Annotated in this window: 22 protein-coding genes and 2 tRNA genes; 21 read left to right on the top strand and 3 right to left on the bottom strand. The window is 56.9% G+C overall.

The window, feature by feature from the left end; genetic code table 11:
- Window positions 1-3 precede the first annotated feature (3 nt).
- From OGI63_RS06065 to OGI63_RS06055, 3 genes are all read left to right on the top strand, one after another.
- On the top strand, window positions 4-705 hold the full coding sequence (locus tag OGI63_RS06065) for an ABC transporter ATP-binding protein (RefSeq protein WP_011743161.1): 702 nt from the start codon (window positions 4-6) through the stop codon (window positions 703-705).
- Window positions 706-803: 98 nt separating this feature from the next.
- Window positions 804-876, top strand: a tRNA-Asn gene (locus tag OGI63_RS06060).
- 27 nt (window positions 877-903) lie between these two features.
- Window positions 904-976 (top strand) — tRNA-Asn (locus tag OGI63_RS06055).
- A 56-nt stretch (window positions 977-1,032) separates the two neighbouring features.
- Here the strand turns inward: OGI63_RS06055 and OGI63_RS06050 are convergent.
- On the bottom strand, window positions 1,033-1,410 hold the full coding sequence (locus OGI63_RS06050; protein WP_003809340.1) for a hypothetical protein: 378 nt from the start codon (window positions 1,408-1,410) through the stop codon (window positions 1,033-1,035).
- Window positions 1,411-1,583: 173 nt separating this feature from the next.
- On the opposite strand from OGI63_RS06050, the gene OGI63_RS06045 reads away from it, so the two are divergent.
- Together OGI63_RS06045 and OGI63_RS06040 are read left to right on the top strand one after the other, a co-directional pair.
- On the top strand, window positions 1,584-2,207 hold the full coding sequence (locus OGI63_RS06045; RefSeq protein ID WP_011743162.1) for a M23 family metallopeptidase: 624 nt from the start codon (window positions 1,584-1,586) through the stop codon (window positions 2,205-2,207).
- Window positions 2,208-2,320: 113 nt separating this feature from the next.
- The gene (locus tag OGI63_RS06040; RefSeq protein ID WP_011743163.1) at window positions 2,321-4,150 is read left to right on the top strand and encodes an AMP-dependent synthetase/ligase; all 1,830 of its coding nucleotides are present in this window, start codon (window positions 2,321-2,323) and stop codon (window positions 4,148-4,150) included.
- Between the two features lie 90 nt (window positions 4,151-4,240).
- Here the strand turns inward: OGI63_RS06040 and OGI63_RS06035 are convergent, their stop codons facing one another.
- Both OGI63_RS06035 and OGI63_RS06030 read right to left on the bottom strand, forming a co-directional pair.
- Complete coding sequence (locus OGI63_RS06035) at window positions 4,241-5,749, bottom strand: substrate-binding domain-containing protein (protein ID WP_011743164.1); 1,509 nt, start codon at window positions 5,747-5,749, stop codon at window positions 4,241-4,243.
- 121 nt (window positions 5,750-5,870) lie between these two features.
- Window positions 5,871-7,091 carry an NADP-dependent isocitrate dehydrogenase gene (locus OGI63_RS06030; protein ID WP_003809335.1) on the bottom strand — a complete coding sequence of 407 codons (1,221 nt, stop codon included), beginning with the start codon at window positions 7,089-7,091 and terminating at the stop codon, window positions 5,871-5,873.
- 135 nt (window positions 7,092-7,226) lie between these two features.
- Here OGI63_RS06030 and OGI63_RS06025 point away from each other — a divergent pair, with 135 nt between their 5' ends.
- From OGI63_RS06025 to lgt, 16 genes are all read left to right on the top strand, one after another.
- A complete protein-coding gene (locus OGI63_RS06025; protein WP_021913294.1) occupies window positions 7,227-8,345 on the top strand; it encodes a GuaB3 family IMP dehydrogenase-related protein in 1,119 nt (372 codons plus the stop codon).
- Window positions 8,346-8,492: 147 nt separating this feature from the next.
- A complete protein-coding gene (locus OGI63_RS06020) occupies window positions 8,493-9,143 on the top strand; it encodes a hypothetical protein (RefSeq protein WP_003809333.1) in 651 nt (216 codons plus the stop codon).
- A 117-nt stretch (window positions 9,144-9,260) separates the two neighbouring features.
- On the top strand, window positions 9,261-11,300 hold the full coding sequence (locus OGI63_RS06015; protein ID WP_011743166.1) for an AMP-dependent synthetase/ligase: 2,040 nt from the start codon (window positions 9,261-9,263) through the stop codon (window positions 11,298-11,300).
- A gap of 2 nt (window positions 11,301-11,302) precedes the next feature.
- A complete protein-coding gene (locus OGI63_RS06010; RefSeq protein WP_041777301.1) occupies window positions 11,303-11,788 on the top strand; it encodes a peptide deformylase in 486 nt (161 codons plus the stop codon).
- 261 nt (window positions 11,789-12,049) lie between these two features.
- The gene (gene rpsB / locus OGI63_RS06005) at window positions 12,050-12,868 is read left to right on the top strand and encodes a 30S ribosomal protein S2 (protein WP_003809326.1); all 819 of its coding nucleotides are present in this window, start codon (window positions 12,050-12,052) and stop codon (window positions 12,866-12,868) included.
- A 75-nt stretch (window positions 12,869-12,943) separates the two neighbouring features.
- Window positions 12,944-13,819, top strand: a complete 876-nt coding sequence (gene tsf / locus OGI63_RS06000; RefSeq protein WP_003809325.1) for a translation elongation factor Ts — start codon at window positions 12,944-12,946, stop codon at window positions 13,817-13,819.
- A 179-nt stretch (window positions 13,820-13,998) separates the two neighbouring features.
- Window positions 13,999-14,748 carry a UMP kinase gene (gene pyrH, locus OGI63_RS05995; protein WP_003809324.1) on the top strand — a complete coding sequence of 250 codons (750 nt, stop codon included), beginning with the start codon at window positions 13,999-14,001 and terminating at the stop codon, window positions 14,746-14,748.
- Window positions 14,749-14,800: 52 nt separating this feature from the next.
- Window positions 14,801-15,355: a ribosome recycling factor gene (gene frr, locus OGI63_RS05990; protein WP_003809323.1), complete on the top strand. Its 555-nt coding sequence runs from the start codon at window positions 14,801-14,803 to the stop codon at window positions 15,353-15,355.
- Between the two features lie 56 nt (window positions 15,356-15,411).
- On the top strand, window positions 15,412-16,398 hold the full coding sequence (locus OGI63_RS05985; protein WP_033499459.1) for a phosphatidate cytidylyltransferase: 987 nt from the start codon (window positions 15,412-15,414) through the stop codon (window positions 16,396-16,398).
- 25 nt (window positions 16,399-16,423) lie between these two features.
- Window positions 16,424-17,584, top strand: a complete 1,161-nt coding sequence (gene rlmN / locus OGI63_RS05980) for a 23S rRNA (adenine(2503)-C(2))-methyltransferase RlmN (RefSeq protein WP_003809321.1) — start codon at window positions 16,424-16,426, stop codon at window positions 17,582-17,584.
- Window positions 17,585-17,698: 114 nt separating this feature from the next.
- Window positions 17,699-18,469, top strand: a complete 771-nt coding sequence (gene hisF / locus OGI63_RS05975; protein WP_003809320.1) for an imidazole glycerol phosphate synthase subunit HisF — start codon at window positions 17,699-17,701, stop codon at window positions 18,467-18,469.
- Between the two features lie 63 nt (window positions 18,470-18,532).
- Window positions 18,533-18,940 carry a phosphoribosyl-AMP cyclohydrolase gene (gene hisI / locus OGI63_RS05970; protein WP_003809316.1) on the top strand — a complete coding sequence of 136 codons (408 nt, stop codon included), beginning with the start codon at window positions 18,533-18,535 and terminating at the stop codon, window positions 18,938-18,940.
- Complete coding sequence (gene trpE / locus OGI63_RS05965; protein WP_011743170.1) at window positions 18,937-20,493, top strand: anthranilate synthase component I; 1,557 nt, start codon at window positions 18,937-18,939, stop codon at window positions 20,491-20,493. Before hisI ends, trpE begins: the two co-directional genes overlap by 4 nt.
- Window positions 20,494-20,536: 43 nt before the next feature.
- Entirely contained in the window at window positions 20,537-22,630 is a 2,094-nt protein-coding gene (locus OGI63_RS05960) for a bifunctional indole-3-glycerol phosphate synthase/tryptophan synthase subunit beta (RefSeq protein ID WP_011743171.1), read from the top strand.
- A 17-nt stretch (window positions 22,631-22,647) separates the two neighbouring features.
- Window positions 22,648-23,523, top strand: coding sequence for a tryptophan synthase subunit alpha (gene trpA, locus OGI63_RS05955; protein ID WP_011743172.1), 876 nt, complete (start codon window positions 22,648-22,650; stop codon window positions 23,521-23,523).
- 69 nt (window positions 23,524-23,592) lie between these two features.
- Window positions 23,593-24,603 carry a prolipoprotein diacylglyceryl transferase gene (gene lgt / locus OGI63_RS05950; RefSeq protein ID WP_011743173.1) on the top strand — a complete coding sequence of 337 codons (1,011 nt, stop codon included), beginning with the start codon at window positions 23,593-23,595 and terminating at the stop codon, window positions 24,601-24,603.
- The last annotated feature ends 9 nt before the right edge of the window (window positions 24,604-24,612 follow it).

Raw genomic sequence — 24,612 nt, 5'->3', positions numbered from 1 at the left:
AACATGGCATACATCGAAATGAAAAACAGCACCAAGCTCTACCACATGGGATCCACCACCATCACCGCCAACGACAACGTCTCCTTCACCATCGAACAAGACGAACTCGCCATCATCCTCGGCGCATCCGGCGCAGGCAAATCAACAGTGCTCAACATCCTAGGAGGCATGGACACCAACACCTCAGGACAAGTAATCATCGACGGCAAAGACATCTCCAACTACACACCCAAACAACTCACCGCATACCGCCGCACCGACATCGGCTTCGTATTCCAGTTCTACAACCTCGTCGCCAACCTCACCGCACGCGAAAACGTGGAACTCGCCTCACAAATCGTTCCCGACGCACAAGACGCCCGACAGGCGCTCGCCGACGTAGGGCTTGCGGACCGCGTCGACAATTTTCCCGCGCAGTTGTCGGGCGGCGAGCAGCAGCGTGTGGCGATCGCTCGAGCGGTGGCGAAGAATCCGAAGATTCTGCTGTGTGACGAACCGACCGGCGCGCTTGACTACAACACCGGCAAGCAAGTGCTCCGCATTCTGCAGGACATGAGCCGCAAGAAGGGCGCGACAGTGGTGATCGTGACGCATAATTCTGCGATTGCGCCGATTGCGGACCGTGTAATTCGCATGCATGATGGACGTGTGTCATCGATTGAGGTCAACGAGCATCCGATGGATATCGAAGAGCTTGAATGGTGACGTTGCGACACGCTGTGATACGTATGATTTGCGTAAATGGCTGATTCGTGTAATATATGTGACTTGTGCACGGAAGCTAAGTCTTCCGGTGGGAACATTCCTGCGTAGCTCAGTTGGCAGAGCATCCGACTGTTAATCGGACGGTCACTGGTTCAAGCCCAGTCGCAGGAGCGCAGTTTCGGGTACTCCGGAACATATTCCTGCGTAGCTCAGTTGGCAGAGCATTCGACTGTTAATCGAACGGTCACTGGTTCAAGCCCAGTCGCAGGAGCTTTTTAGCCCTTGGTTTTCCAAGGGCTTTTTTGTTTCCGTAAGAACTTTTCGCTGCTATTCCAACGAATCGAGCACGTCGTCAATGAGTGTGCGGTCGTGTGCCGCATCAGCCTTGAGTCGAGGGAAGCGACGTATGACGTTGTCGGGACTTGCGTTGGCCGCACGTGCCACATTCGATTTTGACTCGCCATGCGCCACGGCGATTTCCGCGAGCCGATCCACTAGCGAATCCGAAACCTGCCGTATTTGCTCGCCAACCCATAACTGGGACAATTCGGGTGAAAGCGTGTAATCGTCCTGCAGCTCGCTTGAAGCCTCCTGAATGGCGGCCCATAGCACCATGAATGGCTTGCGGTAGTAGGCGATGCGTTCCTCGGACGGCTCGCTCTCCAACTGCTGCAATGCCTTGCGTTGCGTAGTGTTGTCACTCATGCGTCCCATCGTATGCCACGTTCGGTGGCGTTTTGGCATGTCATGGCGCGACACGCCCGGCATCTGTGGATAAGTGTTGTTCTCCGACCACAAGGTCGTTCCAAGTCGACGGGCGGTCTTCGAACGTGCCATGATATCGATTCCCGATAGAGACGCGGACCACAGGAGGCCTCATGAACAAATGGGAATACCGTCGTCGTGTTCGACACAATAAGATGTCCGATGACATTGACAAGCGCAACCGGCACCGGTGCGCCGCGGCGATGGCCGTATGCGTATTGGCGAATATCGCGTTCACGATATGCTGCGCGCAACCTACGGCGTCGGCATACGCGCAATCGGCTGATGACGTGGCGCATGAAGTCGCACAAGCGGCATGCCGCACATCAATGCAGTGGCCTTTGGAGCACGCGCAAGTAATCGGCGAATATGATGCGCCGGCTAAACAATGGTTGCCTGGGCATCGCGGTTTGGATTTGCGTGCACGGCCGCAAGACGCCATCATCGCGCCCGCGGATGGTGTGGTCGCCTTCAGTGGCAAAGTGGCGGGCAAATCCGTGGTAACGCTTCGCCACGGTGCGGAAACAGGAAGCCTGACGTCGACGTTTGAACCCGCGGTCACTACGCGACCGGTCGGGGCCGTCATCGCCAAGGGGGAGCGTTTCGCTCGTGTTGAAGGTGGCTCGGAACATTGCGCCGATGGATGCCTGCATTGGGGCCTCAAGAGCGGAGGACGTGATTATGCGGATCCGTCGGGCAGAGTGAGGTCGATGCGGGTTGAACTGAAACCGTTGTAACGGCCATATCCACGGGTGTTGTCGTTGTTCCTGGGGTCGTGGCCTTAAAGAAAAAGTGCGGTATTCCGGCTATGATGCTGTCTGTACATTAGATTTCGAGGAGCGAGAAGCTTATGATCAAGGAATACACGCGCCCTTTGGAACAGGGAATTGACTCGGACAAAAACATCTTCTCAGTACTTGAGGAGCGTGTGGAACGCACTCCTGACGACAATCTTGTCGAATACAAGAACGCTCAGGGCGAATGGGCGGCGTTCACCGCTGCGGAGTTCAAAAACAAGGTCGTCGCCCTCGCCAAAGGACTTATCGCTCGTGGCGTAATGCCTGGAGATTCGGTATCCATTATCGCGCATACCTGCTGGCAGTGGACCGCGCTTGATGTGGCCATCATGTCCATCGGCGCCCTTACCGTTCCGGTCTATGAAACGAATTCGCCGGCGCAGGTGAAGATGATTTTCAATGATGCCAATGTCAAGATGGCGTTCGCTGAGGATGATTTCCAGCGCGACAAAATCGAATCCGTCCGTGATCAGTGCCCGGATCTTGGCGACGTGTACGTCATCGGACTTGGTGCAATTGACACGATCATCGAATACGGCCGCGCGGTCTCCGACGCCGAATTCCTTGAACGTGAACAAGCGGTCAAAGGCTCCGATCTAGCCACCATCGTATATACGTCGGGATCCACTGGCACCCCGAAGGGCGTTGAACTGACGCATGCCAATTTCGTGTTCATCACCTATTCCGGCGTCAACTCCATGCCGGACATCGCCATGAAACCGAATCGTCGACTGCTGCTGTTCCTGCCGCTCGCCCATGTATTCGCCCGATACATGCAGTTCTTCTGCTTTGCCGGAAACGTTTCACTCGGTCTGTCCAGCAATCTGAAGACCATTCTCGCCGATTTCAAGGCGTTCAAACCGACGTTCATCCTCGCCGTGCCGCGGATTTTCGAAAAGATCTACAATGCGGCCTCGCAGAAGGCCGGAGCCGGTTTCAAGGGACGTGTTTTCGCTGACGCCACCCAGACGGCATGCGATTGGTCGCATGCTCAGCAGTCCGGTGGGAGCATTCCACTCGCGCTGAACGCAAAACATGCCCTGTACAACAAGCTGGTGTATTCGTCAATCATGGAAGTGTTCGGCGGCCACGTCGAGTATGCGGTCTCCGGCGGAGCGCCGCTTGATTCCTCTATCGCGCATTTCTTCAACGGTGTCGGTCTGTCGCTATTGGAAGGCTACGGCATGACCGAAACGTGCGCCCCCTCGAGTGTCAATCCGACCGAAGGCTACAAGATCGGCACCATCGGCTTGCCTCTGCAAGGCGTGACCATGGGGGTCGACGAAGAAGGGGAGCTGTGCATAAAGAGCCCTGCCGTATGCGCCGGATACCACAACAATCCTGACGTTACCAAGCAGCAAATTGTCGATGGATGGCTGCATACCGGTGATCTCGGCTCCATTGATGATGACGGCTTCGTTTCCATCGTCGGGCGTAAGAAGGATCTCATCATCACCGCAGGCGGCAAGAACGTCTCCCCATGCGAGATGGAAGCATCCATCATGACTTCGCCGGTGGTGAGCCAATGCGTCATGATCGGCGATCGCAAGCCATTCATCGCCGCAATCATCTCCCTTGATTTGGCGGAGACGAACCTATGGCTGGAATCCAAGGGAGCGGAACAGGTCGCTGATTTGGATGAAGCCTCGAAGAATCCCATTGTGCGTGCGGAAGTGGAGCGTGCCGTCAACAAAGCCAATGAGCTCGCCTCACGTGCCGAATCAATCCGCAAGTTCGAAATCGTTCCCGACGAGTTCACTGAGGAGAACGGTTTGGTCACGCCGAGCATGAAGGCCCGCAGGCAGGCAGTGGTTGAACATTACCGGACGTTGATCGACAAGGTCATCTACGTGCCGAGGAAGCCGGCGGCTCACGCCGAATGATGTTCGAAATATGGTGGGGGCCGGTGACATCCGAGTGATGCCATCGGCCCCCACCATATCCGGAAGAATCCCGGAAGAATCCCGGAAGAATCATAGGCCCGCATCCGCCAGCGAAATGTAGCCGGGTTCAATCAGCGTTTTCTTGAGATTGTCGGCGCTGATCGCCAATGTCTCCTCATGGATGGTCGTAATTTTCTTCCCCTCGACCGTTGCGGAACGGATGAAACCGAGTTTGGAAAGTTTGCCCGAAGTGTTCAGTCGCACGCATGTCTGCGCGATGTCATCGGCCAACGCCTTGCGGTTCTCCATGGCGGTCATCCATTGCTTGCCGTTGACGATGTTCGGCATGGAACTGATATAGGCCCCATAGCCGGTGATGATCGGCCATTTTGCGTTTTCCTTGTTATCGGAATCGCTGTCGTCATCCGATGACGACGTCTTCGCAGGGTCAGGCACTGCCTGCCGTTTCAGGTCTTTTTTGCCCGTGATGCTGTCCACGATGCCGGAGATTGAGATGGAAGGGTTGATATCGGCTGAGGAACCTGTGTAGCCGAGTTTGTCCAACTCGTCGGCGATGTTCTTCGCCACATAGTCGTTGCAGGAGATGACGCCATCAAGGTGGACAGGGTGCGAATCGTCCTTGTCCGCGTCGAGACGTTCGGCAAGCACCGATTTGATTTGTTCGGCTTTTGACGAATCGAATGCCACGGACCGCCAGTCATCCTTGGTGGTCGAAGCGGTGAGCGTCTCGGAAGGAGATGCCGCTTTGCCGTCCTTGAAATACGGTTCGAGCACTTTCCAGATGCCTTTGAACATGTTCTGGGCGAAGGACGTGTCCGTTTTGGCATCATGTCCGTCGGCCGCGTCGTAGGGGAGTAGTACCTCGATTTGCTTGGGGGCATCGGACGATGCCTTGTCGAGCTCGAGCTTGTTGACGAGCTCTTTGGCTTGCAGTTCTCCAATCTGCTCGGCCGTGGTCATCGGCACGTACACGTCCGGCGCATACCCTTGAAGCGTATTGGAGATCAGAACGACCTTCATTCCTTCATTCTGCGCAAGCTGCAACGCCGAAACCAGCCGTTGCGCTGATTGCGCATAATCCTGTTCGTCCTCATCCGACGCGTCGGAGTTCCACGTGATATCATGCCGTGCATAGTCGCCGTATTGCCTGTCGGATTCCGGCATCTCGGCGACAGGCGCCACCACCAAGGTGGTTTTGGCTTTCGTGGACGAATGCTCGGTCCCGTTGATGTGATTCACCACATAGTCTTGGACGCTTTGACTTTGTTTGTCGAGGTTCGAAGCGGTTTTCACGGTGATGTCGCCGCTTTTGACACCGGTCCGTTTCAACGAGGACACGATTTCGGGAACGAGTTTTTCCCATTTGCTCAATGGCGTCTGTTGAGAGATGGTGATGCTGTCTGTCGGAGCGAAAATCGCCACATTGCCGGCATCGGCTGTTGCGCTGGATTGTGATGACGGCTGTTGCTGCGATTGCGAATCACCGTTGGGCGAGCAGGCCCCCATGGCTGTTGCCATGCAGACCGATGCCAGCAGAGCGAGCAGACGTTTCGCCGGGATTGTGCGATGCAGAATCATGCCATGTCCTTTGCGGAAGAATAGACGTTCCTTATACTGACCATCGATTGTAATATCCGGACGTCAAAAAGCCCGTACGCGTGTGTGATTGCGCATACGGGCTTTCGACAGCTCAGATAGATTACTCTGCCAGAGCCTTTGCCAGATTCTCGTCGAGGGCGTTCATGAAACCCTCGGTATCGAGCCAAGGCTGGTCCGGTCCGATGAGCATGGCCAGATCCTTGGTCATCTGTCCGCCTTCGACGGTGGAGATGATGACTTTCTCCAAAGTTTCGGCGAAATGCTTGACTTCCGGAGTGTTGTCAAGGTCGGCGCGATGCTTCAGACCGCCGGTCCATGCGAAGATGGAGGCGATCGGATTGGTCGAGGTCTTTTCACCCTTCTGCCAACGGCGATAATGGCGGGTCACGGTGCCGTGCGCGGCTTCGGCTTCGACGGTCTGCCCGTCGGGAGTCATCAGCACGGAGGTCATTAGGCCAAGGGAGCCGAATCCCTGTGCGACGGAATCCGACTGCACGTCGCCATCGTAGTTCTTGCAAGCCCAGATATAGCCGCCATGCCACTTGAGGGAGCTTGCCACCATGTCATCAATGAGTCGGTGCTCGTAGGTCAGGCCAGCCGCCTCGTACTTGTCCTTGTATTCGTTTTCGAACACCTCGGCGAACGTATCCTTGAACTGGCCGTCGTACGCCTTGAGAATCGTGTTCTTGGTGGACAGGTACACCGGATAGCCGCGCATCAGACCATAGTTGAAGCAGGCGCGTGCGAAACCTCGGATGGAATCGTTCACGTTGTATTGCACCTGGGCAACTCCGCCGTCAGGGCCATAATTGTAAACGACGTGCTCAATCGGCTCGGAGCCGTCTTCCGGAGTGAAGGTTACGGTGAGGGTGCCGGCTCCCGGAACCTTGAAATCAGTGGCTTTGTACTGGTCTCCGAAGGCGTGACGTGCCACGACGATCGGCTTGGTCCATCCCGGGACCAGGCGAGGCACATTGCTCATGACGATTGGCTCGCGGAAGATGGTGCCGCCGAGAATGTTGCGGATGGTACCATTGGGGGACTTCCACATCTTCTTGAGGCCGAACTCCTTGACGCGCGCCTCGTCCGGGGTGATGGTGGCGCATTTGACGCCGACATGTTCGCGCTGGATGGCCTTCGCCGCGTCGACGGTCACCTGATCGTCGGTGGCGTCGCGGTTTTCGATGCCCAGATCGTAATAATCCAAATCCACGTCGAGGTACGGCAGGATCAGACGGTTCTTGATGTCTTTCCAGATGACACGGGTCATCTCGTCGCCGTCGAGTTCGACGACTTTGCCTTCGACCTTGATTTTGGCCATGGTTTGTCCTCCCTGTCGGAATTGAAGGTGATGGGTTCCGTCTTATTACATGTGTGTTAATTCCGTATGGAAATGTCCAAAACCGTGGGGACACGCGCGAAGGCACTGTCATAGCTGAGCATTAGCCTTGAAACCATGTCTCAGGAAATTGAAATCGGTTTGGGCAAGAAGGGCCGTCTGGCCTATTCGCTGGACGATGTCTCCATCGTTCCCTCCCGTCGTACCCGTGATCCTCAGGATGTGTCCACCTCTTGGCAGGTCGACGCCTATGAATTCGACGTGCCGGTCATCGGCGCCCCGATGGATTCCGTGACCAGCCCGGCCACGGCCATCGCCATGGGCAAGATGGGCGCGCTTGGCGTGCTTGACCTAGAAGGATTGTGGACCCGCTATGACGATCCCCAGCCGCTGCTGGACGAAATCGCGCAGCTGTCTGCGGACAAGGCCACCGAACGCATCCAGCAGATTTACGCTGAGCCGATCAAGCCGGAACTCATCGTCGAACGTCTGCATGAGATTCGTGATGCCGGCGTCACCGTAGCCGGCGCGCTGTCTCCGCAGCGTACGCAGGATTATTATTCCACCGTGCTTGAGGCCGGTGTCGATCTGTTTGTCATTCGTGGCACCGTGGTGTCGGCGGAGCATGTCTCCAAGGACCATGAGCCCCTGAACCTTAAGAAATTCATCTATGACCTGGATGTCCCCGTCATTGTTGGCGGCGCGGCCAACTACACGGCTGCGTTGCATTTGATGCGCACGGGAGCCGCTGGCGTGCTTGTCGGCTTCGGTGGCGGTGCGGTATCCGCCAACCGCAACACGATTGGAGTGCACGCGCCGATGGCCACAGCCATCGCCGATGTCGCCGAGGCCCGCCGCGATTACATGGACGAATCGGGCGGACGCTATGTGCAGGTGATTGCCGACGGCGGTATGGGTGATTCCGGCAGCTTCGTCAAGGCATTCGCGCTGGGCGCCGATGCGGTGATGCTGGGCTCGCCTCTGGCACGCGCCTCCGAGGCTCCTGGCAAAGGCATGCATTGGGGCGCCGAGGCCCGCCACCAGACGTTGCCGCGCGGATTCCGCACTAACGTGGGCACCGTAGGTTCCTTGCAGGAGGTCATGTTCGGCCCGAGCCATAACGCCGACGGAACCACCAATTTTGTTGGGGCGCTTCGCAGAGCCATGGCCACGACCGGTTATGTCGATTTGAAGAGCTTCCAACGTTGTCCGGTTACGGTCGCTTCGAGCCACTGATCAGATAGCTTCGTCCTGTGGATAAAAAAGTTATCCACAATCCCTCCGTCGACTTGACGGGGGGATTGTCTTTATGTATTAATGTTTTTGGTCCTTCTCAGTGAAGAGAGTTGGATGACATTAAATAGGTAAAGAAATGAGGGATCCATGGCAATGGACGACTTATCTGACGATGGCGTTTCACCTCCGGAATGGCAGTCCGGCTCTGAGCGGGAGCCGGAAGACGACAAGGAGATAGAAGGCAATGAGCCTGACGAAATCCCACCGTCAGACCCTGATTCGTATGTCGGTCTTAAAGAAGCGGAAAACAATGGCCAATGGCTGCAGTGCATAGGAAAATCCGTCGAGAAGCTTCCTTCATATGATGGGTTTTTGGAAACACAATTATCCGGTATGCGGGTGCCCTTCCATGTTATCCGGTCCGATTCCACACCGTGGGACGCGAAGCAAGCCTATTCCTTGGCGTTATTGGGCGCGCGCATGTCGTGCGATGCCATCGACATCTTCCGTGGTCGGCAAAAGCCGGCGCATGTAGAGCGTATTCTAACGGAGGACTGTATGCGTAGGCTTAAAATCGCAGCTTCCATAATAGGCCATTATATGAAGGAAGACGCAAATCTATATGCCAAGATTGGTCTGCTTCCCATCAACGTGTCCGCCATTAACGGCTGGTTGACTTCGACCACGAAATTCGAATGTGCGGCTTTGCTCAACATCGGCGAAACGCGGTTGAGATGCAACACCGCATTCAGGCTCAAAGGCTCCACGTGGAAGTGCGTCTTGGCTGATTTCGGGTGATCGCATTGATGCGATGATACGGTAGGAATCTGCAAAAAGCCCTTGGCGTCGATGTTCGCAGTCGATGCCAAGGGCTTTCAGCGTGCCTTAAGCATACGGGAACTACTATAGAGAACCATGTTGAGAGAATTTGTACCAGAGCCGGCCTACAGCACCACGGATGATGACACGGTATATGCGTTGCTGTCGCGTCGTGCGCAGAAGAATCCGGATGATCTTATCGCACAATGGCAGGATGATGAGACTCGGCAATGGCATGATGTGACGGCAGGCCAGATGCTCGCTCGTGTGCGCGCCGTGGCGAAGGGCCTTATCGGTCTTGGAGTCAAAGCCGGAAGCATGGTGGTCATTTACTCTCCCACCTGTTACGAGTGGGGTGTGGTCGATTTCGCATGCGCGGCCATCGGCGCGGTAAGCGTTCCGATTTATGAAACCGATTCGGCCAAGCAGGCCGCTTCCATCGTGGAAGAGGTGGAGCCGGTTATTGCCTTCGCTGGAGATTCCGCCCACACGCAGACGCTCGAACAGATTCGTGACATGCATGAAGGGCTGCGTTACGTGTTCAATTTCAAAGCGGACGGTCTTGACGCGGTTGCCGATTTCGGAGAGGGCGTCGATGACGATACCCTTGATCAGGTCATTGCCCGGATCAAGGCGGACGACATGCTCACCATCGTTTACACATCGGGCTCCACGGGACGTCCGAAGGGTGCGATGCTGTCCCATCGCAACTTCACGCATATCGTGCTCAATGGCTACATCATTCTTGACGAGATGCTGTACCAGCCCAACAGGTTGATGCTGTTCCTGCCGTTGGCGCACTGCTTCGCCCGCTATATCCAATACGTGGCGATTGGCGGACAAGGCGTGGTCGGCTATCTGCCTGGAGCCAAGCATCTGCTCGCCGATCTGCGCAGTTTCAAACCGACGTATTTGCTTGGCGTGCCACGTGTGTTCGAAAAAGTGTACAACGCTGCCTCGCAGAAGGCCGGTGCGGGTATTCGCGGCAGGGTCTTCGCCAAGGCGTTCGATCATTTCGTGCAATGGTCCAAGGACGAGCAGGACGGGGGACATCATTCGATGGTGGCCCGAGCCGAGCATTCCTTCTTCATGTCCGTCGTCGGCAAGTCCATTCGTTCCGCGCTTGGTCCGAACCTGAAATATCTGGCATGCGGCGGCGCCCCGCTGAACGTCGACCTTGCCCACTTCTTCAATGGCATGGATGGCATCACGTTCATTCAGGGGTACGGTATGACGGAAACCGCGGCTCCGATGATCGTCAACTGGCAAAATGCGAATCGCGTCGGTTCCGTTGGTAAGCCCGGGCCGGGTATGGGTGTGCGCACCGATGATGATGGCGAGCTGCAGGTCATGGGCCCCAATGTTTTTCTTGGCTACTACAAGAATCCTGAGAAGACCGCTGAAGTCAAAATGCCTGATGGTTGGCTGAGGACCGGCGATCTGGGGGCCATCGACGATGATGGATTCGTGTATATCACCGGCCGCAAGAAGGACATCATCATCACAGCCGGAGGCAAGAACGTCAGCCCCGCCCCGATGGAGGACATCATCGACACCTGTCCTATCGTGTCCCATGCTGTGGTCATTGGCGATGGCAAGCCGTTCATCAGCGCTTTGATTGAACTGGATCCTGATATGACTCGTTCTTGGCTTTCCCAGCAGGGTCTTGATGCCGATATGTCCATGAAGCAGGTAGCGGAAAACGATGCCGTGCGCGCTTTCGTGCAGCAGTATGTCGAAAAGGCCAACGCGAACGTTTCCCGTGCGGAATCCGTACGAAAATTCGAGATTCTCGATGAGGAATTCAACCAACAGGACGGCACCTTGACGGCAAGCCTGAAAGTTGTTCGTCCCAAGGTGCTGCAGCGCTACGCAGACGTCATCGAAAACGTGATTTACGCGCCAAAACCCTCCAACAGGCCGTTGCCGAAGACCGTCCAGATTCTCGACCGCACCACCGAAACCGTCAAGCAGGCGTCGGAAAGCATGCGGCAGGCTTCTGAATCCGTCAGCCCGAAGGTTCGGCAGGCATTTGATACCATGCAGGAGAGAATCAAGAAGCAGTCCGATGAACCGGATGACGAGACGGCACCGTCCGTCGAGCCTTCCGCAACCAAGAACAACGAGGAGCGTTAATTTTGGCAATCCGTGAGATTCGAGTCGTACCTGATCCAGTGCTGCGCACCCCATGCGATCCCATCAAGGAGATCACGCCCGCGGTGCGCCATCTGGTGCAGGATTTGTTGGATACCGTTGATGACCCGGGACGCGCCGGATTGTCCGCCAACCAAATCGGCGTGAGTCTGCGTGCGTTTTCCTACAATATCGACGGCAAAATCGGCTATGTGCTTAACCCGGTGTTGGAGGAGGCCAGCGGAGAGCAATATGGCGATGAAGGCTGCCTTTCCGTTCCAGGATTGTGGTACAAGACTCGTCGCGCCGATTATGCTCGCGTGCGGGGCATTGATCTGGACGGCAAGCCGGTAGTGTTGGAAGGCCATGGCATCATGGGCCGCATGCTGCAGCACGAGACTGATCATTTGGACGGTCACGTCTATCTTGATCGTCTGGAAAAGGAAGAACGCCGCGAGGCGATGCGTTACATGCGCACCCATCGCAAGTGATCGAAACAGCGAACGACGATTCAACCATGGGGCCACGTCAGAAAGACGTGGCCCCATGGTATTTTTAGTATTTGTGCGCCAATTTGGTGAGAAGCGCTGCCGCGAGTGCTTCAAACCGCCCAATTATTGTCAACCGGTGCGCAACCAATTCGCGTCATGCTCGCGACGACCTGTGTCGGTCGGCTGATGCCTGCAAGGCATTGGCTGCACGCAGGAACGCATGACCAGGCAAGAACCGACAAAGAAAGAGGTAGCAATACCATGGCTCAGATCACTATGAGCGACATGCTGAAGGCAGGCCTGCACTTCGGCCACCAGACCCGTCGTTGGAACCCGAAGATGAAGCAGTTCATCCTCACCCAGCGCAACGGCATCCACATCATCAACCTGTTCAAGTCGCTCGACATGATCGACAAGGCCTACGACTTCATCAAGGCCACTGTTGCCCACAACGGCACCGTGCTGTTCGTCGGCACCAAGAAGCAGGCTCAGGAAGCTGTTTCCGCTCAGGCCACCCGCGTGAACATGCCGTATGTCTCCGAGCGTTGGCTCGGCGGCATGCTGACCAACTTCCAGACCGTGTCCAAGCGCGTCTCCCGCCTCAAGGAACTTGAGGAAATGGACTTCACCGACGTGCACGGCTCCGGTCTGACCAAGAAGGAGCTGCTGCTCCTCGAGCGTGAGAAGGACAAGCTGGCTAAGCAGCTGGGCGGTATCCGCAACATGAACCGCACCCCGTCCGCCATGTTCGTGGTCGATGTGAACAAGGAAGCTCTGGCCGTCGAGGAAGCCCACAAGCTGGGCATTCCGGTTGTCGCCATCGTCGACACCAACGCCGATCCGGAATCCGTTGAGTATCCGATCGCCGCCAACGATGACGCCATCCGCGGCATCGAACTGCTGACCAGCCTCATGGCTGACGCAGTGGCCGAAGGTCTGCTGGAGCGTTCCGGCAAGGCCGCCAAGGCCGAAGGCGAAGCCGAGCAGCCGATGGCTGCTTGGGAAAAGGAGCTCCTCACCGAGGGCGCTCCGGCAGCTGAAGCCCCGGCTGAGGCTGAAGGCGAAACCAAGGCCGAGTGAGACCATGCTCTATGATGGGAGGTGCTATGCCTCCCATCATCGGGGCATCACCAAATTTTCAGAGGAGACAAATCAATGGCAGCAATCACTGCAGCTCTGATCAAGCAGGTGCGCGAGGAAACCGGCGCCGGCATGATGGACGTCAAGAAGGCCCTGACCGAAGCCGAAGGCGATGTGGCTCGCGCCAAGGAAATCATCCGCGCCAAGGGCATCCAGGCCGCTGGCAAGCGTGAAGGCCGCAAGGCTCAGGAAGGCACCATCGCCTCCACCGTTGTCGAATCCGCCAACGGCCAGACCGGCTATGCGGTCGAGCTGAACTCCGAGACCGACTTCGTGGCCAAGACCCCGAAGTTCGTGGAATTCGCCGGCAGCGTGCTCGATGACGCCGTCAAGGCCGAAGCATCCTCCGTGGATGAGGTTCTGGCAGCAGCCTCCGGTGACACCACCGTGAAGGAAGCCGTCGAGGAAGCCGCTGCTCTGTTCGGTGAGCACGTCAAGGTAGGCCAGTTCGCCAAGGTCGAGGGTCCGCATGTCGAGGTCTACGCCCACAAGAAGTCCGCTGAGATGCCGCCGAGCATCGTGGCCATGATTGCCACCGATGAAGCCGGCGCTGCTGTGGCTCATGAGGCCGCTCTGCAGATTTCCGCGATGGGCGCCCAGTGGCTGACCCGCGAGGATGTTCCGGCTGATGTGCTGGAATCCGAGCGTCGCGTGGCCACCGAGAAGACCACGGAGGAGCTCAAGAGCAAGGGCAAGCCGGAGGCCGTGATCGAGAAGATCGCTCCGAAGATCGTGGAAGGCCGTCTCGGCGCATTCTACAAGGAGACCGTGCTGCTTGAGCAGGCGTACGTCAAGGATCCGTCCAAGACCGTCGGCGACCTGTTCAAGGAAGTCGGGGGAACCGCGCTTTCCTTCGCTCGTGTGGAGGTCGGCAAGGGCGACGCCGAGTGAATCTGATGTGAATTGAGCTCACGCTTTCGAACGTGGGCTTGGCATATCTCCAATGTCCGCAATCCAACAGGATTGCGGACATTTTTTTGCACTAAACCCCATCGTGTTTTGGTGTCTGTGTTTGCCGATAGTCTTGAAAACGGTAAATTTCATGGGTTTTCGGGTAAGAAAGGCATTTCATGACTGGCGAAAACACTGGCGACAATCCCCGCAGGGTACTGCTCAAGCTGTCCGGAGAGGCATTCGGCGGAGGCAAAGTCGGCATCGACACCACCGTCGTTCGTCGTATTGCGGAGGAAATCGTTCCCGCGGTCAAGCAAGGTGTGCAGGTCGCCATCGTTGTTGGTGGCGGCAACTTCTTCCGTGGCGCCGAACTGCAGCAGGCCGGCATCGATCGTTCCCGCGGCGACTATATGGGCATGCTGGGAACGGTGATGAACTGCCTCGCTCTGCAGGATTTCCTCGAGCAGGAGGGACAGGCCACGCGCGTGCAAACCGCCATCACCATGGGACAGGTCGCCGAGCCGTACATTCCGCTTAAGGCCATTCGTCATCTGGAAAAGGGACGCGTGGTGATTTTCGGCGCCGGAGCAGGCATGCCGTATTTCTCCACTGACACCGTGTCCATCCAGCGTTCTCTGGAAATCCACTGCGATGAGGTGCTGATGGGCAAGAACGGCGTGGACGGCGTATACACTGCCGATCCGCGCAAAGACGAGAACGCCAAGCGCTTCGCCACGTTGAGCTATAACCGTGCATTGGTCGACAATCTTGCGGTCATGGATGCTGCGGCGCTTTCCATGGCGCGGGACAACAAGCAGCGTATCCGTGTCTTCGGACTCGAGGGCGCCGGCAATGTGACCCAGGCTTTGCTGGGCGAGGAGATCGGCACCATGGTTTCCACCGCGGAATCCACCCTCGCCGAGTGACGACATTCAAAGCCGAATATCGATTAAACCAACAATATTAAAGGAGCAAACAATGGCAACTATCGTCGATCAGGCCAAGGCGCAGATGGCCAAGTCCGTGGAATCCACCAAGGAGAACTTCTCCGGTATTCGCACCGGTCGTGCGAATCCGGCGCTGCTTAACGGCATCACCGTTGACTATTACGGCGCACCGACCCCGCTGAAGGCCGTTGCCACCATCGGTGTTCCGGAGCCGCGCACCTTGGCGGTCACTCCTTTCGATGCGTCCCAGGCCAACGCCGTGGAGAAGGCGCTTCGTGATTCCGATCTCGGAGCCAGCCCCCGTCGCGACGGCAACGTCATTCGCCTGACCATGCCGGAGCTGACCGAAGAGCGTCGCAAGGAATATGTCAAGATTGCCAAGGGCAAGGCTGAAGACGGCAAGGTCGCGGTGCGCAACATTCGTCGCAAGGCCAAGGAATCCCTTGACAAGGCCATCAAAGACGGCGACATGGGCGAGGACGAAGGCGATCGTCTGCTCAAGGAACTCGACAAGGTCACCAAGCAGACCACCGACGAGCTTGACGCTCTGCTGGAAACCAAGCAGAAGGAGATCATGGAGGTCTGATTCCTTCGAATCTCCATAATCATCAATCGACGCACGGTACCACAGGAGAGACCACGATGGAAAAACAGGAGCAACGCGAAAAAGAAGCCGAAGAGGCCATTAACGCCATCAACAAGAAAACCGGACGCAACATGCCGCAGGCCATCGCCACGGCGGTCGTCCTGATCGCCATCATCTTGGCATGCCTGTTGATCAGCGTTGATTTGTTCGTCTATCTTGTCGTGCTGTTCATGGTGCTCGCATTGTGGGAGCTGCGCGTCGATTTCGCCACCGCGGGATTGCATATTCCCGTGGTGGCGCTGTGGGCATGTTCCGCGGTGACTTTGCTGGCCACCTACTACAGTAAGCATCATATTGTGGCTATGACGGTCTGTGTACTGGCCTCCTTGCTGCTTGTAGCGATCGCCGCAAGTGCCAAGGTGACGTTCGGCAGTCGGCTTTCCCTGGCCGTGGCGGACAAACTGTCGCACACCGATGCAGGTGCTCGTCTCGAATCGTCGTTCAATCATGAACAGGGTGAAGTGCGCCACAGCCGACTGAGCCATGTGGCAGTCTCCATGTTCACCGTTCTGTACATTCCGCTGCTTGCCTCCTGCCTGATCATGCCGTTGACGTTCAACGGTCATCCGGTGGCACATGCCATCATGCTTGTCTTCATGCCCGCGCTGAGTGACACCGGTGGTCTGTTTGCAGGTGCATGGCTTGGCAAACATAAACTCAGTCCCCGTATCTCACCGAAGAAATCATGGGAGGGCCTGGCAGGATCCATCTTGTTTGCCATGGCCGGTTCTTTTGTGGTGATGTTTTGCACTTACGAGCCATCCGTTTGGACGGTTCGATGGTGGGTGCCTATTGTCGCTGGTTTCATGATCGGTATAGCCGGAACCTTCGGCGACCTATGCGCTTCCATGCTGAAGCGTGACATTGGTATTAAGGATATGGGCCATCTGCTTAAAGGTCATGGCGGAGTGATGGATCGTGTCGACTCCATCCTCCTGTGCGCTCCTTTCGTGTGCGTGCTCCTGTGGGCCACCGGAATGTGAGAAAGGGCCAATAACCGTGAATTCCATGAATGATCAGCCGGAAACAGGCATCACTCCTGGAGGCACTTCGGGCGCCTTCCGGGATGTGCTGTCGAAAGACCATGCCCGCCGTGGCAAGCCGCCACTGCATTTCGCCGATATGTCCGAAGAGGAACGTATCGGTAAGGCCAAGGAACTTGGATTGCCGAAATTCAGGGTCAAACAGCTGGCTAATCATTACTATGGCCATTTCGATGTCAATGCGGAAGAATTTTCCGATTTTCCGGCGGCAAGACGCTCCGACGCGGCTGAAGCTTTCTTCCCGGAACTCATCCATGAGGTGACACGCCAAGTCGCCGATGGAGGCACCACCATCAAAACGTTGTGGCGCCTGTTTGATGGGTCGCTGATCGAATCCGTATTGATGCGTTATCCCACCAGAACCACGCTTTGCATTTCCAGCCAGGTCGGCTGCGGCATGGGTTGCCCATTCTGCGCCACTGGACAACTGGGACTGACCAGGAACATGTCCGCAGGTGAAATCGTTGAGCAGGTTCGTGTGGCCGCGAAGGCCATGCGTGACGGTGAAGTGGCCGGAGGCTCCGGACGACTGAGCAACATCGTGTTCATGGGCATGGGCGAACCAATGGGCAACTATAAATCCGTCTTGAGCGCAGTCCGCCAAATTAGTTCCATGCCTCCCGAAGGCTTCGGCATCTCCGCACGTAACATCACGGTTTCCACCGTTGGCGTGGTGCCTGGCATCAGGAAACTGGCCGAAGAAGGCATCCCAGTACGTCTCGCAGTATCCCTGCACGCGCCGAGCGATGAATTGCGCGATGAACTTGTGCCCATGAACAAGCGTTTCAACACCAAACAGGTGCTCGACGCTGCGCATGATTATTATCTGGCTTCCAAACGGCGAGTCAGCATCGAATACGCCTTGATGCGCGGCATCAACGACCAGGCGGAACATGCCAAATTGCTGGCGAAGCGTCTGAACCACTATGGAGATGATTGGGCGCATGTCAATCCGATTCCGCTCAATCCGATCGAGGGATCGAAGTGGACCGCGTCCAAACCAGAAGACGAGCGTAGATTCCTTGAGATTCTCCATAACGCTGGCATCACAGCCACACTGCGTGATACCAGAGGACAGGACATTGATGGCGCATGCGGACAGCTTGCAGCCAAAGAACGTGACTGATTCCTCCGAAAGGCCCGGTTCTGTCCGCTACTCGGAATCCGCATGAACCGACGTAACGTATTGCGGTTACTCTTGCAATCATTGCAACCGTTATGCGTGAAGGAGTAGAGCAGCATGTCACTGGCGGTCCGAGTCATTCCATGTCTTGATGTCGATGCGGGACGAGTGGTCAAAGGCGTGCATTTCGAGAATCTTCGCGATGCAGGAGACCCGGTCGAACTCGCCGCGGAATACTACCGCCAGGGCGCGGACGAACTGACGTTCCTTGATGTGACGGCGTCAAGCTCCCATAGGCAGACCATGGTCGATGTGGTGAGCCGCACCGCCGAACAGATTTTTATTCCACTGACTGTCGGCGGCGGCGTACGTACCCCTGAAGACGTCGATTCCCTGCTTCGTTGCGGTGCGGATAAGGTCGGCGTCAACACCGCGGCCATCAATGACCCTACCCTCATCAGTCGTGTCGCCGAACGATTCGGCAATCAGGTGCTTGTGCTGTCCGTCGATGCACGTCGCGAACAGGGAGAACGACATACGCAGTCAGGTTTCGAAGTCACCACCATGGGCGGGCGCAAATCCACTGGCATTGACGCCATTTGGTGGGTCAAGCGCGCCCAAGAACTTGGTGCGGGGGAGATTCTCCTTAATTCAATGGATGCCGATGGCACCCAACAAGGCTTCGATCTGGAGATGATCAAAGCTGTCCGCAAGGAAGTCAAAATCCCGATTATCGCTTCTGGCGGCGCCGGCAAAGCCTCGGATTTTCCGCCGGCAATCGAGGCGGGCGCCGATGCCGTGCTCGCTGCCTCGATTTTCCATTACGGCAAAGTCACCATTGGTGAAGTCAAAGACGCCATCAAGGCAGCCGGATACACCGTACGCTGAATAGAACCACGGAAACTACGCAAACCAACCCTGTAGTACTGAACAACGAATCGCAATACCATCATGACCAACGAAGCATACGACAACACCACCACTCTCGACCCGCGCATCGCACAGCGTCTCAAGCACGATGACAAAGGCTTGGTCGCGGCCGTCATCCAGCAGTTCGATACCAAAGAGGTACTGATGGTCGGCTATATGAACGACGAAGCCATCAGACGTACCCTCACCACCGGACGCGTCACATTCTGGTCGAGGTCCAGGCAGGAGTATTGGCGTAAGGGCGATACGTCGGGACATGCCCAGTATGTGAAGTCCTTCGCGCTGGATTGCGATGGAGATGCCATTCTGGTAGAAGTTGACCAAGTGGGAGCGGCTTGCCATACCGGCAAACGTTCCTGTTTTGAAGAAGGCGGACAGCTGCCTGTGGTCGTGGGCCATCGAACCAAAGAACAGGAGGGTCAGCGGTGAGCGAATGCAGCGTACAGACCCTCAAGTGGGGTGCTACATGGCCAAGCCGTGAGCAGTTCCATGAATTGGCCGACCAAGGCTACCGTGTCATCCCCATCGTACGTCGTTTGCTGGCTGATTCATTGACCCCAGTCGGCTTCTACGAGCGTCTCGCAGGAGGCCGTTCCGGTACGTTCATCCTCGAATCGGCTGAATTTGGCGGAGCGTGGAGTCGATACAGCTTCATCGGCGTGCATTCCATAGCGCAGCTGCGTTCGAACAACGGCAAAGCCGATTGGCTGGGACAGGTGCCTGTCGGAGTGCCCACCGACGGTGATGTTGTCGAAGTGGCACATGCCGCGCTGAAGACATTGAAGGCTCCGCACGTCGAGGGATTGCCGAATCTGACCAGTGGCCTCGTTGGTACTGTCGGATGGGATTCCATCCGACATTGGGAACCGACGCTCCGTGCCGAAGCCCCGAATGAGACCGGACAGCCGGAAACCGTTCTGGCTCTCGCCACGGACATCGCAGTAGTCGACCACGTGTCTGGCTCGGTATGGCTGATTGCCAATGCTGTGAATGTCGATGACCGTCCGACTCGTGCCGATGCCGCCTACGATGAAGCGCTGGCACGTCTGGATGATATGCAGCGCAAGGCTGCCGCACCCGTCGAAAACGAAGCCCGGGTCAATGTGCTCGACGAGTCGGTCGGCCAGCCCCAACTGCGATTCCGCACGGAGAAAAGCGATTACGAACGTTCCGTTGAAGAGGCCAAACGCCATATCATCGATGGCGATGTGTTCCAAGTGGTCATTTCGCAGCGACTGGATATTGATTCTCCCGCCGATCCGTTTGATGTGTATCGTGTGCTGCGTACCCTCAATCCGAGCCCGTACATGTATTTCATGGCACTCACCGATGCTCAAGGACGTGATTTCAACGTCATCGGTTCCAGCCCGGAAACACTGATCAAGGTGGACAACGGCCATGCCATGTCTTTCCCAATCGCCGGTTCCAGACCACGAGGCGCCACTCCTGAGGAAGATGAACGTCTCGCCAAGGAACTATTGGCAGACCCGAAGGAACGCAGCGAGCATATCATGCTGGTCGATCTGGCCCGCAACGATCTGAGCCGCGTGTGCCGTCCGGAAAGCGTCGAAGTCGTTTCCTTGATGGACATCAAACGGTTCAGCCATATCATGCACATCTGCTCAACTGTTACCGGGCAGGTCGATCCGCATATGACGGCGTTCGACGTGTTCACTTCCGCCTTCCCCGCGGGGACGCTGTCCGGAGCGCCGAAGCCGCGCGCCATCGAGATTATCGATGAACTTGAGCCGGCCGACCGTGGTATTTACGGCGGCACCGTCGGTTATTTTGATTTTTCAGGCAACCTCGATATGGCCATCGCCATTCGAACTGCATTCATTCGCGACCATGAAGCGAGCGTGCAGGCCGGAGCTGGAATCGTCCTCGATTCCGTGCCGGCCAGTGAGTGGCAGGAGACTCGCAACAAGGCCGAAGCCAGCGTTGAAGCGGTACAGATCGCCGCGCAGCTTCGCCAGTTGTGAGTCACATTCTGACCGTTCAATTGTGTTGTGAAAGGAAGCAGTAATGTCTGTGCTCGATGAATTGGTGGCGGGAGCCGTCGAGGATCAGCGATCAAGAGAAAACAACGTGCCGCTCGCTGAGGTCAAGCGGATGGCGTTCGAGGCTTCAGCGCCAATCGATGCGCGCCAGTGGCTGAAAAAGGCGGATGGCATTCCGGTCATCGCCGAGATCAAGCGTGCCTCCCCATCCAAAGGCCATTTGAGCGATATTCCGGATCCGGCCGCTTTGGCCCGCGAATACGAGCAGGGAGGTGCAAGCGCGATTTCCGTGCTGACTGAAGGCCGTCGGTTCCTTGGCTCTCTTGAAGATTTCGACAAGGTGCGCGCCGCAGTGAGGATTCCCGTGCTGCGCAAGGATTTCATCGTTACCGAATATCAGATTTGGGAAGCACGTGCGCATGGTGCCGATCTGGTGCTGCTCATCGTCGCCGCATTGGACGACGTCAAGCTCAAGTCGCTGCTCGATCTCGCGCATAGCCTCAATATGACGGTGCTGGTGGAAACACACACCCGTGAGGAGATTCAACGGGCCATCAATGCCGGGGCCAAGGTCATTGGCATCAACGCCCGCAATCTTAAAGACCTCAAGGTGGATGTGAACAAGTACAACGAACTGGCCGCGGATTTGCCGGACGATGTGATTCGCGTGGCGGAATCCGGTGTGTTCGGTTCGGTTGAGCTTGAGGATTACGCCCGTGCCGGCGCGGATGCGGTGCTGGTGGGAGAAGGCGTGGCCACCGCGGCCAACCATGAGCAGGCAGTGGAACGATTAGTAAAGGCAGGAGCAAGAGTGAAGGCATCCGAACAGACCCCGTTGGCAAGCCATGAAGGACCATATTTCGGACAGTTTGGCGGACGCTATGTTCCGGAAGCGCTGATCACGGCGCTCGACGAGCTTGAACGCGTGTATACGGAAGCCAAGGCCGATCCGGAATTCCATAAGGAATTGGCGCGGTTGAACCAGCAGTATGTTGGACGTCCGTCCCCATTGACTGAAGCGCCTCGTTTCGCGCAGAGGCTCAAGGAGAAAACCGGTCTTGATGCCCGTGTGTTCCTCAAGCGTGAAGACCTGAACCACACCGGCGCCCACAAGATCAACAACGCGCTTGGACAGGCCCTACTGGTCAAGCGCATGGGCAAAACCCGTGTGATCGCCGAAACCGGTGCAGGCCAGCATGGTGTGGCCACTGCCACGGTCTGTGCCATGCTGGGACTCAAGTGCCGCATCTACATGGGACAGATCGATGCCCGCCGTCAGGCGCTGAACGTTGCCCGCATGCGCATGCTTGGCGCGGAGGTCGTCGAAGTCACCTTGGGTGATCGCATCCTCAAGGACGCCATCAACGAGGCGCTGCGCGACTGGGTCACCAACGTCAAAGACACCCATTATCTGCTCGGCACGGTCGCAGGACCTCATCCGTTCCCATCCATGGTGCGCGACTTCCAAAAGATCATCGGAGAGGAAGCGAAACAGCAGCTGCAGGATTGGTATGGCATCGACCATCCCGATGCTATCTGCGCATGCGTCGGCGGCGGCTCCAATGCCATCGGCATCATGAACGCCTTCCTCGATGACGAACGAGTGAACCTGTACGGTTACGAGGCCGGCGGTAACGGGCCCGAATCCGGTCGCCATGCCATTCGATTCGCGCCAGGTACCGGTGAACTGGGCATGTTCCAAGGAGCCAAGAGCTATCTGTTGGAAAACCCCGAAGGCCAGACCCTTGACACGTACTCCATCTCCGCAGGCTTGGATTACGCCTCCGTCGGCCCCGAACATGCATGGCTCAAGGATATCGGCCGCGTCAACTATTCCTGGGCCACTGATCAGGAAGCCATGAGCGCGTTCAAGGATCTGTGCGAAACCGAAGGCATCATCCCTGCCATCGAAAGCTCCCACGCAGTGGCCGGCGCGTACAAGGCAGCTGCAGACCTCAAGGCCAAAGGGTATGAGCATCCGGTCATGATCATCAACATCTCTGGCCGTGGAGACAAGGACATGAACACCGCCGGCAAATGGTTCGGATACCTGACCGACGAGCAGGCCAAAGCCTTGGAATCCAACGGCGCGCAAGGCAACAACGCGGACGGCGAGTGAGAAAAGGAGCAACCATCATGACGAACGCAACATCATCCACGCCGTCCGGCCAGCCACTCGGCATCAGCCACAAGCCAAGCCCGACGGAAACCATGTTCGATGAATTCAAAGCCGCCGACAAGCCGGCATTCATCGGATATCTGCCATACGGATTCCCTGATCCGGATTATTCGCTCAAAGCTTTCCGCACCATGGTCGAACACGGCGTGAACGCGGTCGAAATCGGGCTGCCGTATTCCGACCCCGTCATGGACGGTCCCGTCATCCAGGCGGCATCGCAAATCGCCATCGACAATGGTGAAAAAATCGCCAACGTATTCAAAGCGGTGGAAACAGTGGCGAACGCCGGGGGAGTGCCATTGGTCATGAGCTATTGGAACCTCATCTTCCATTACGGCGTCGAACGATTCGCACGTGATTTCGAAAACGCCGGTGGAGCCGGTCTCATCACCCCGGATCTCATTCCGGACGAGGCCGGCGAGTGGATCGAAGCCTCCGACCGTCACGGACTCGACCGCATCTTCCTGGTATCTCCGGATTCCACCGAAGACCGTCTGAAAGTCGTTGCGGACAATGCGCGGGGTTTCGTCTATGCTGCCGCCCGCATGGGCGTCACCGGAGAACGCTCCACCATCGATGCATCCCCGAAGGAACTGGTCGCCCGTACCCGCAAGGCCGGTGCGAAAAACGTGTGCGTAGGCATCGGCGTGTCCACCGCGGAACAGGGGGCTCGTGTCGGATCGTATGCGGACGGTGTCATCGTAGGCTCGGCTCTGGTGCATACCATGATTGACGAATCCGGCAAGCATGCAGTCGACGAAGCCACCGGTCTCAAGGCCTTGGCGGCGAAGACTGAGGAGCTTGCCGAAGGCATCCACAACGCCCGCAACTGAACCAGTCCAAAGACAACATACTGGTAGTCCACGTACCATATCGTATACGTGGACTACCATCAGGAAACCATGACACTTGCTTACATTCCGTCACCCACCATTTCGCAGTTTTCCATCGGGCCGGTGACCATCCATTTCTACGCGCTGTGCATTCTGCTCGGCATCGTGCTGGCGGTATGGATGACAACCGTTCATTGGAAACGATATGGCGGTAATTTCGATCAGATTCTCGACATCACGCTTGTCGCGGTGCCGAGCGGCATCATCGGTGCGCGTATATACCACATCATCACCACTCCGGAACGTTTCTTCGGACCGACCGGCGATTGGGTGGAGATGTTCCGCATCTGGAATGGCGGACTGGGCATCTGGGGCGGCGTCCTGCTTGGAGCGCTTGCCGCTTGGGCATGGTGTCGTCACAAGCATTATCCAATGGCTCTGCTCGGTGACGCCGTCGCGCCAGGATTGCTCGTGGCGCAGGCCGTGGGACGTCTGGGCAACTGGTTCAACCAAGAGCTCTACGGCGCGCCGACGACCTTGCCTTGGGGTTTGAAGTTGAATATGGAGGGAAGCGCCATCGGTCACAGCGAACAATGCTATGACGGAGCGACCTGCCCGACAGGCACGCTGTTCCACCCCACCTTCCTGTATGAGATGATTTGGAATCTCATCGGTGCTGCGCTCATCGTTTTCCTTGGTTCCAAAATCATGAAAAAACTCAAGGCCGGGTCCTTGTTCGCCATATACATCATGTGGTACACGGTGGGACGCACTTGGATCGAGGCTCTGCGCATTGATTTCGCGCACGAGTTCCTTGGCGTGCGCATCAACGTATGGGTGTCCATGGCGGTGTTCGTGCTTGGCGTGGTGGCTTTCATCGTTATTCAGCAGATGGGAAAGTCCACCGAGCTGCTTGCCGAGAAGTTGCGCACCGTCACCGAGATTGAGCTAAGCCTCGTCGAGGATGGAGAAACCGGTCTCCCGACCGCGAAGGCCAACCTTACGAAAACCAAGGATGAAATCACGGCAAACGATGGCTCATCCGTCTCATATGCCGATGACCAGTCCGACAACAAGTAACATCAAGTC

This window comes from Bifidobacterium sp. KRGSERBCFTRI (assembly GCF_025908335.1).
The sequence above is the reverse complement of the archived record's forward strand: the minus strand, read 5'-3'. Positions and strand labels throughout refer to the sequence as shown.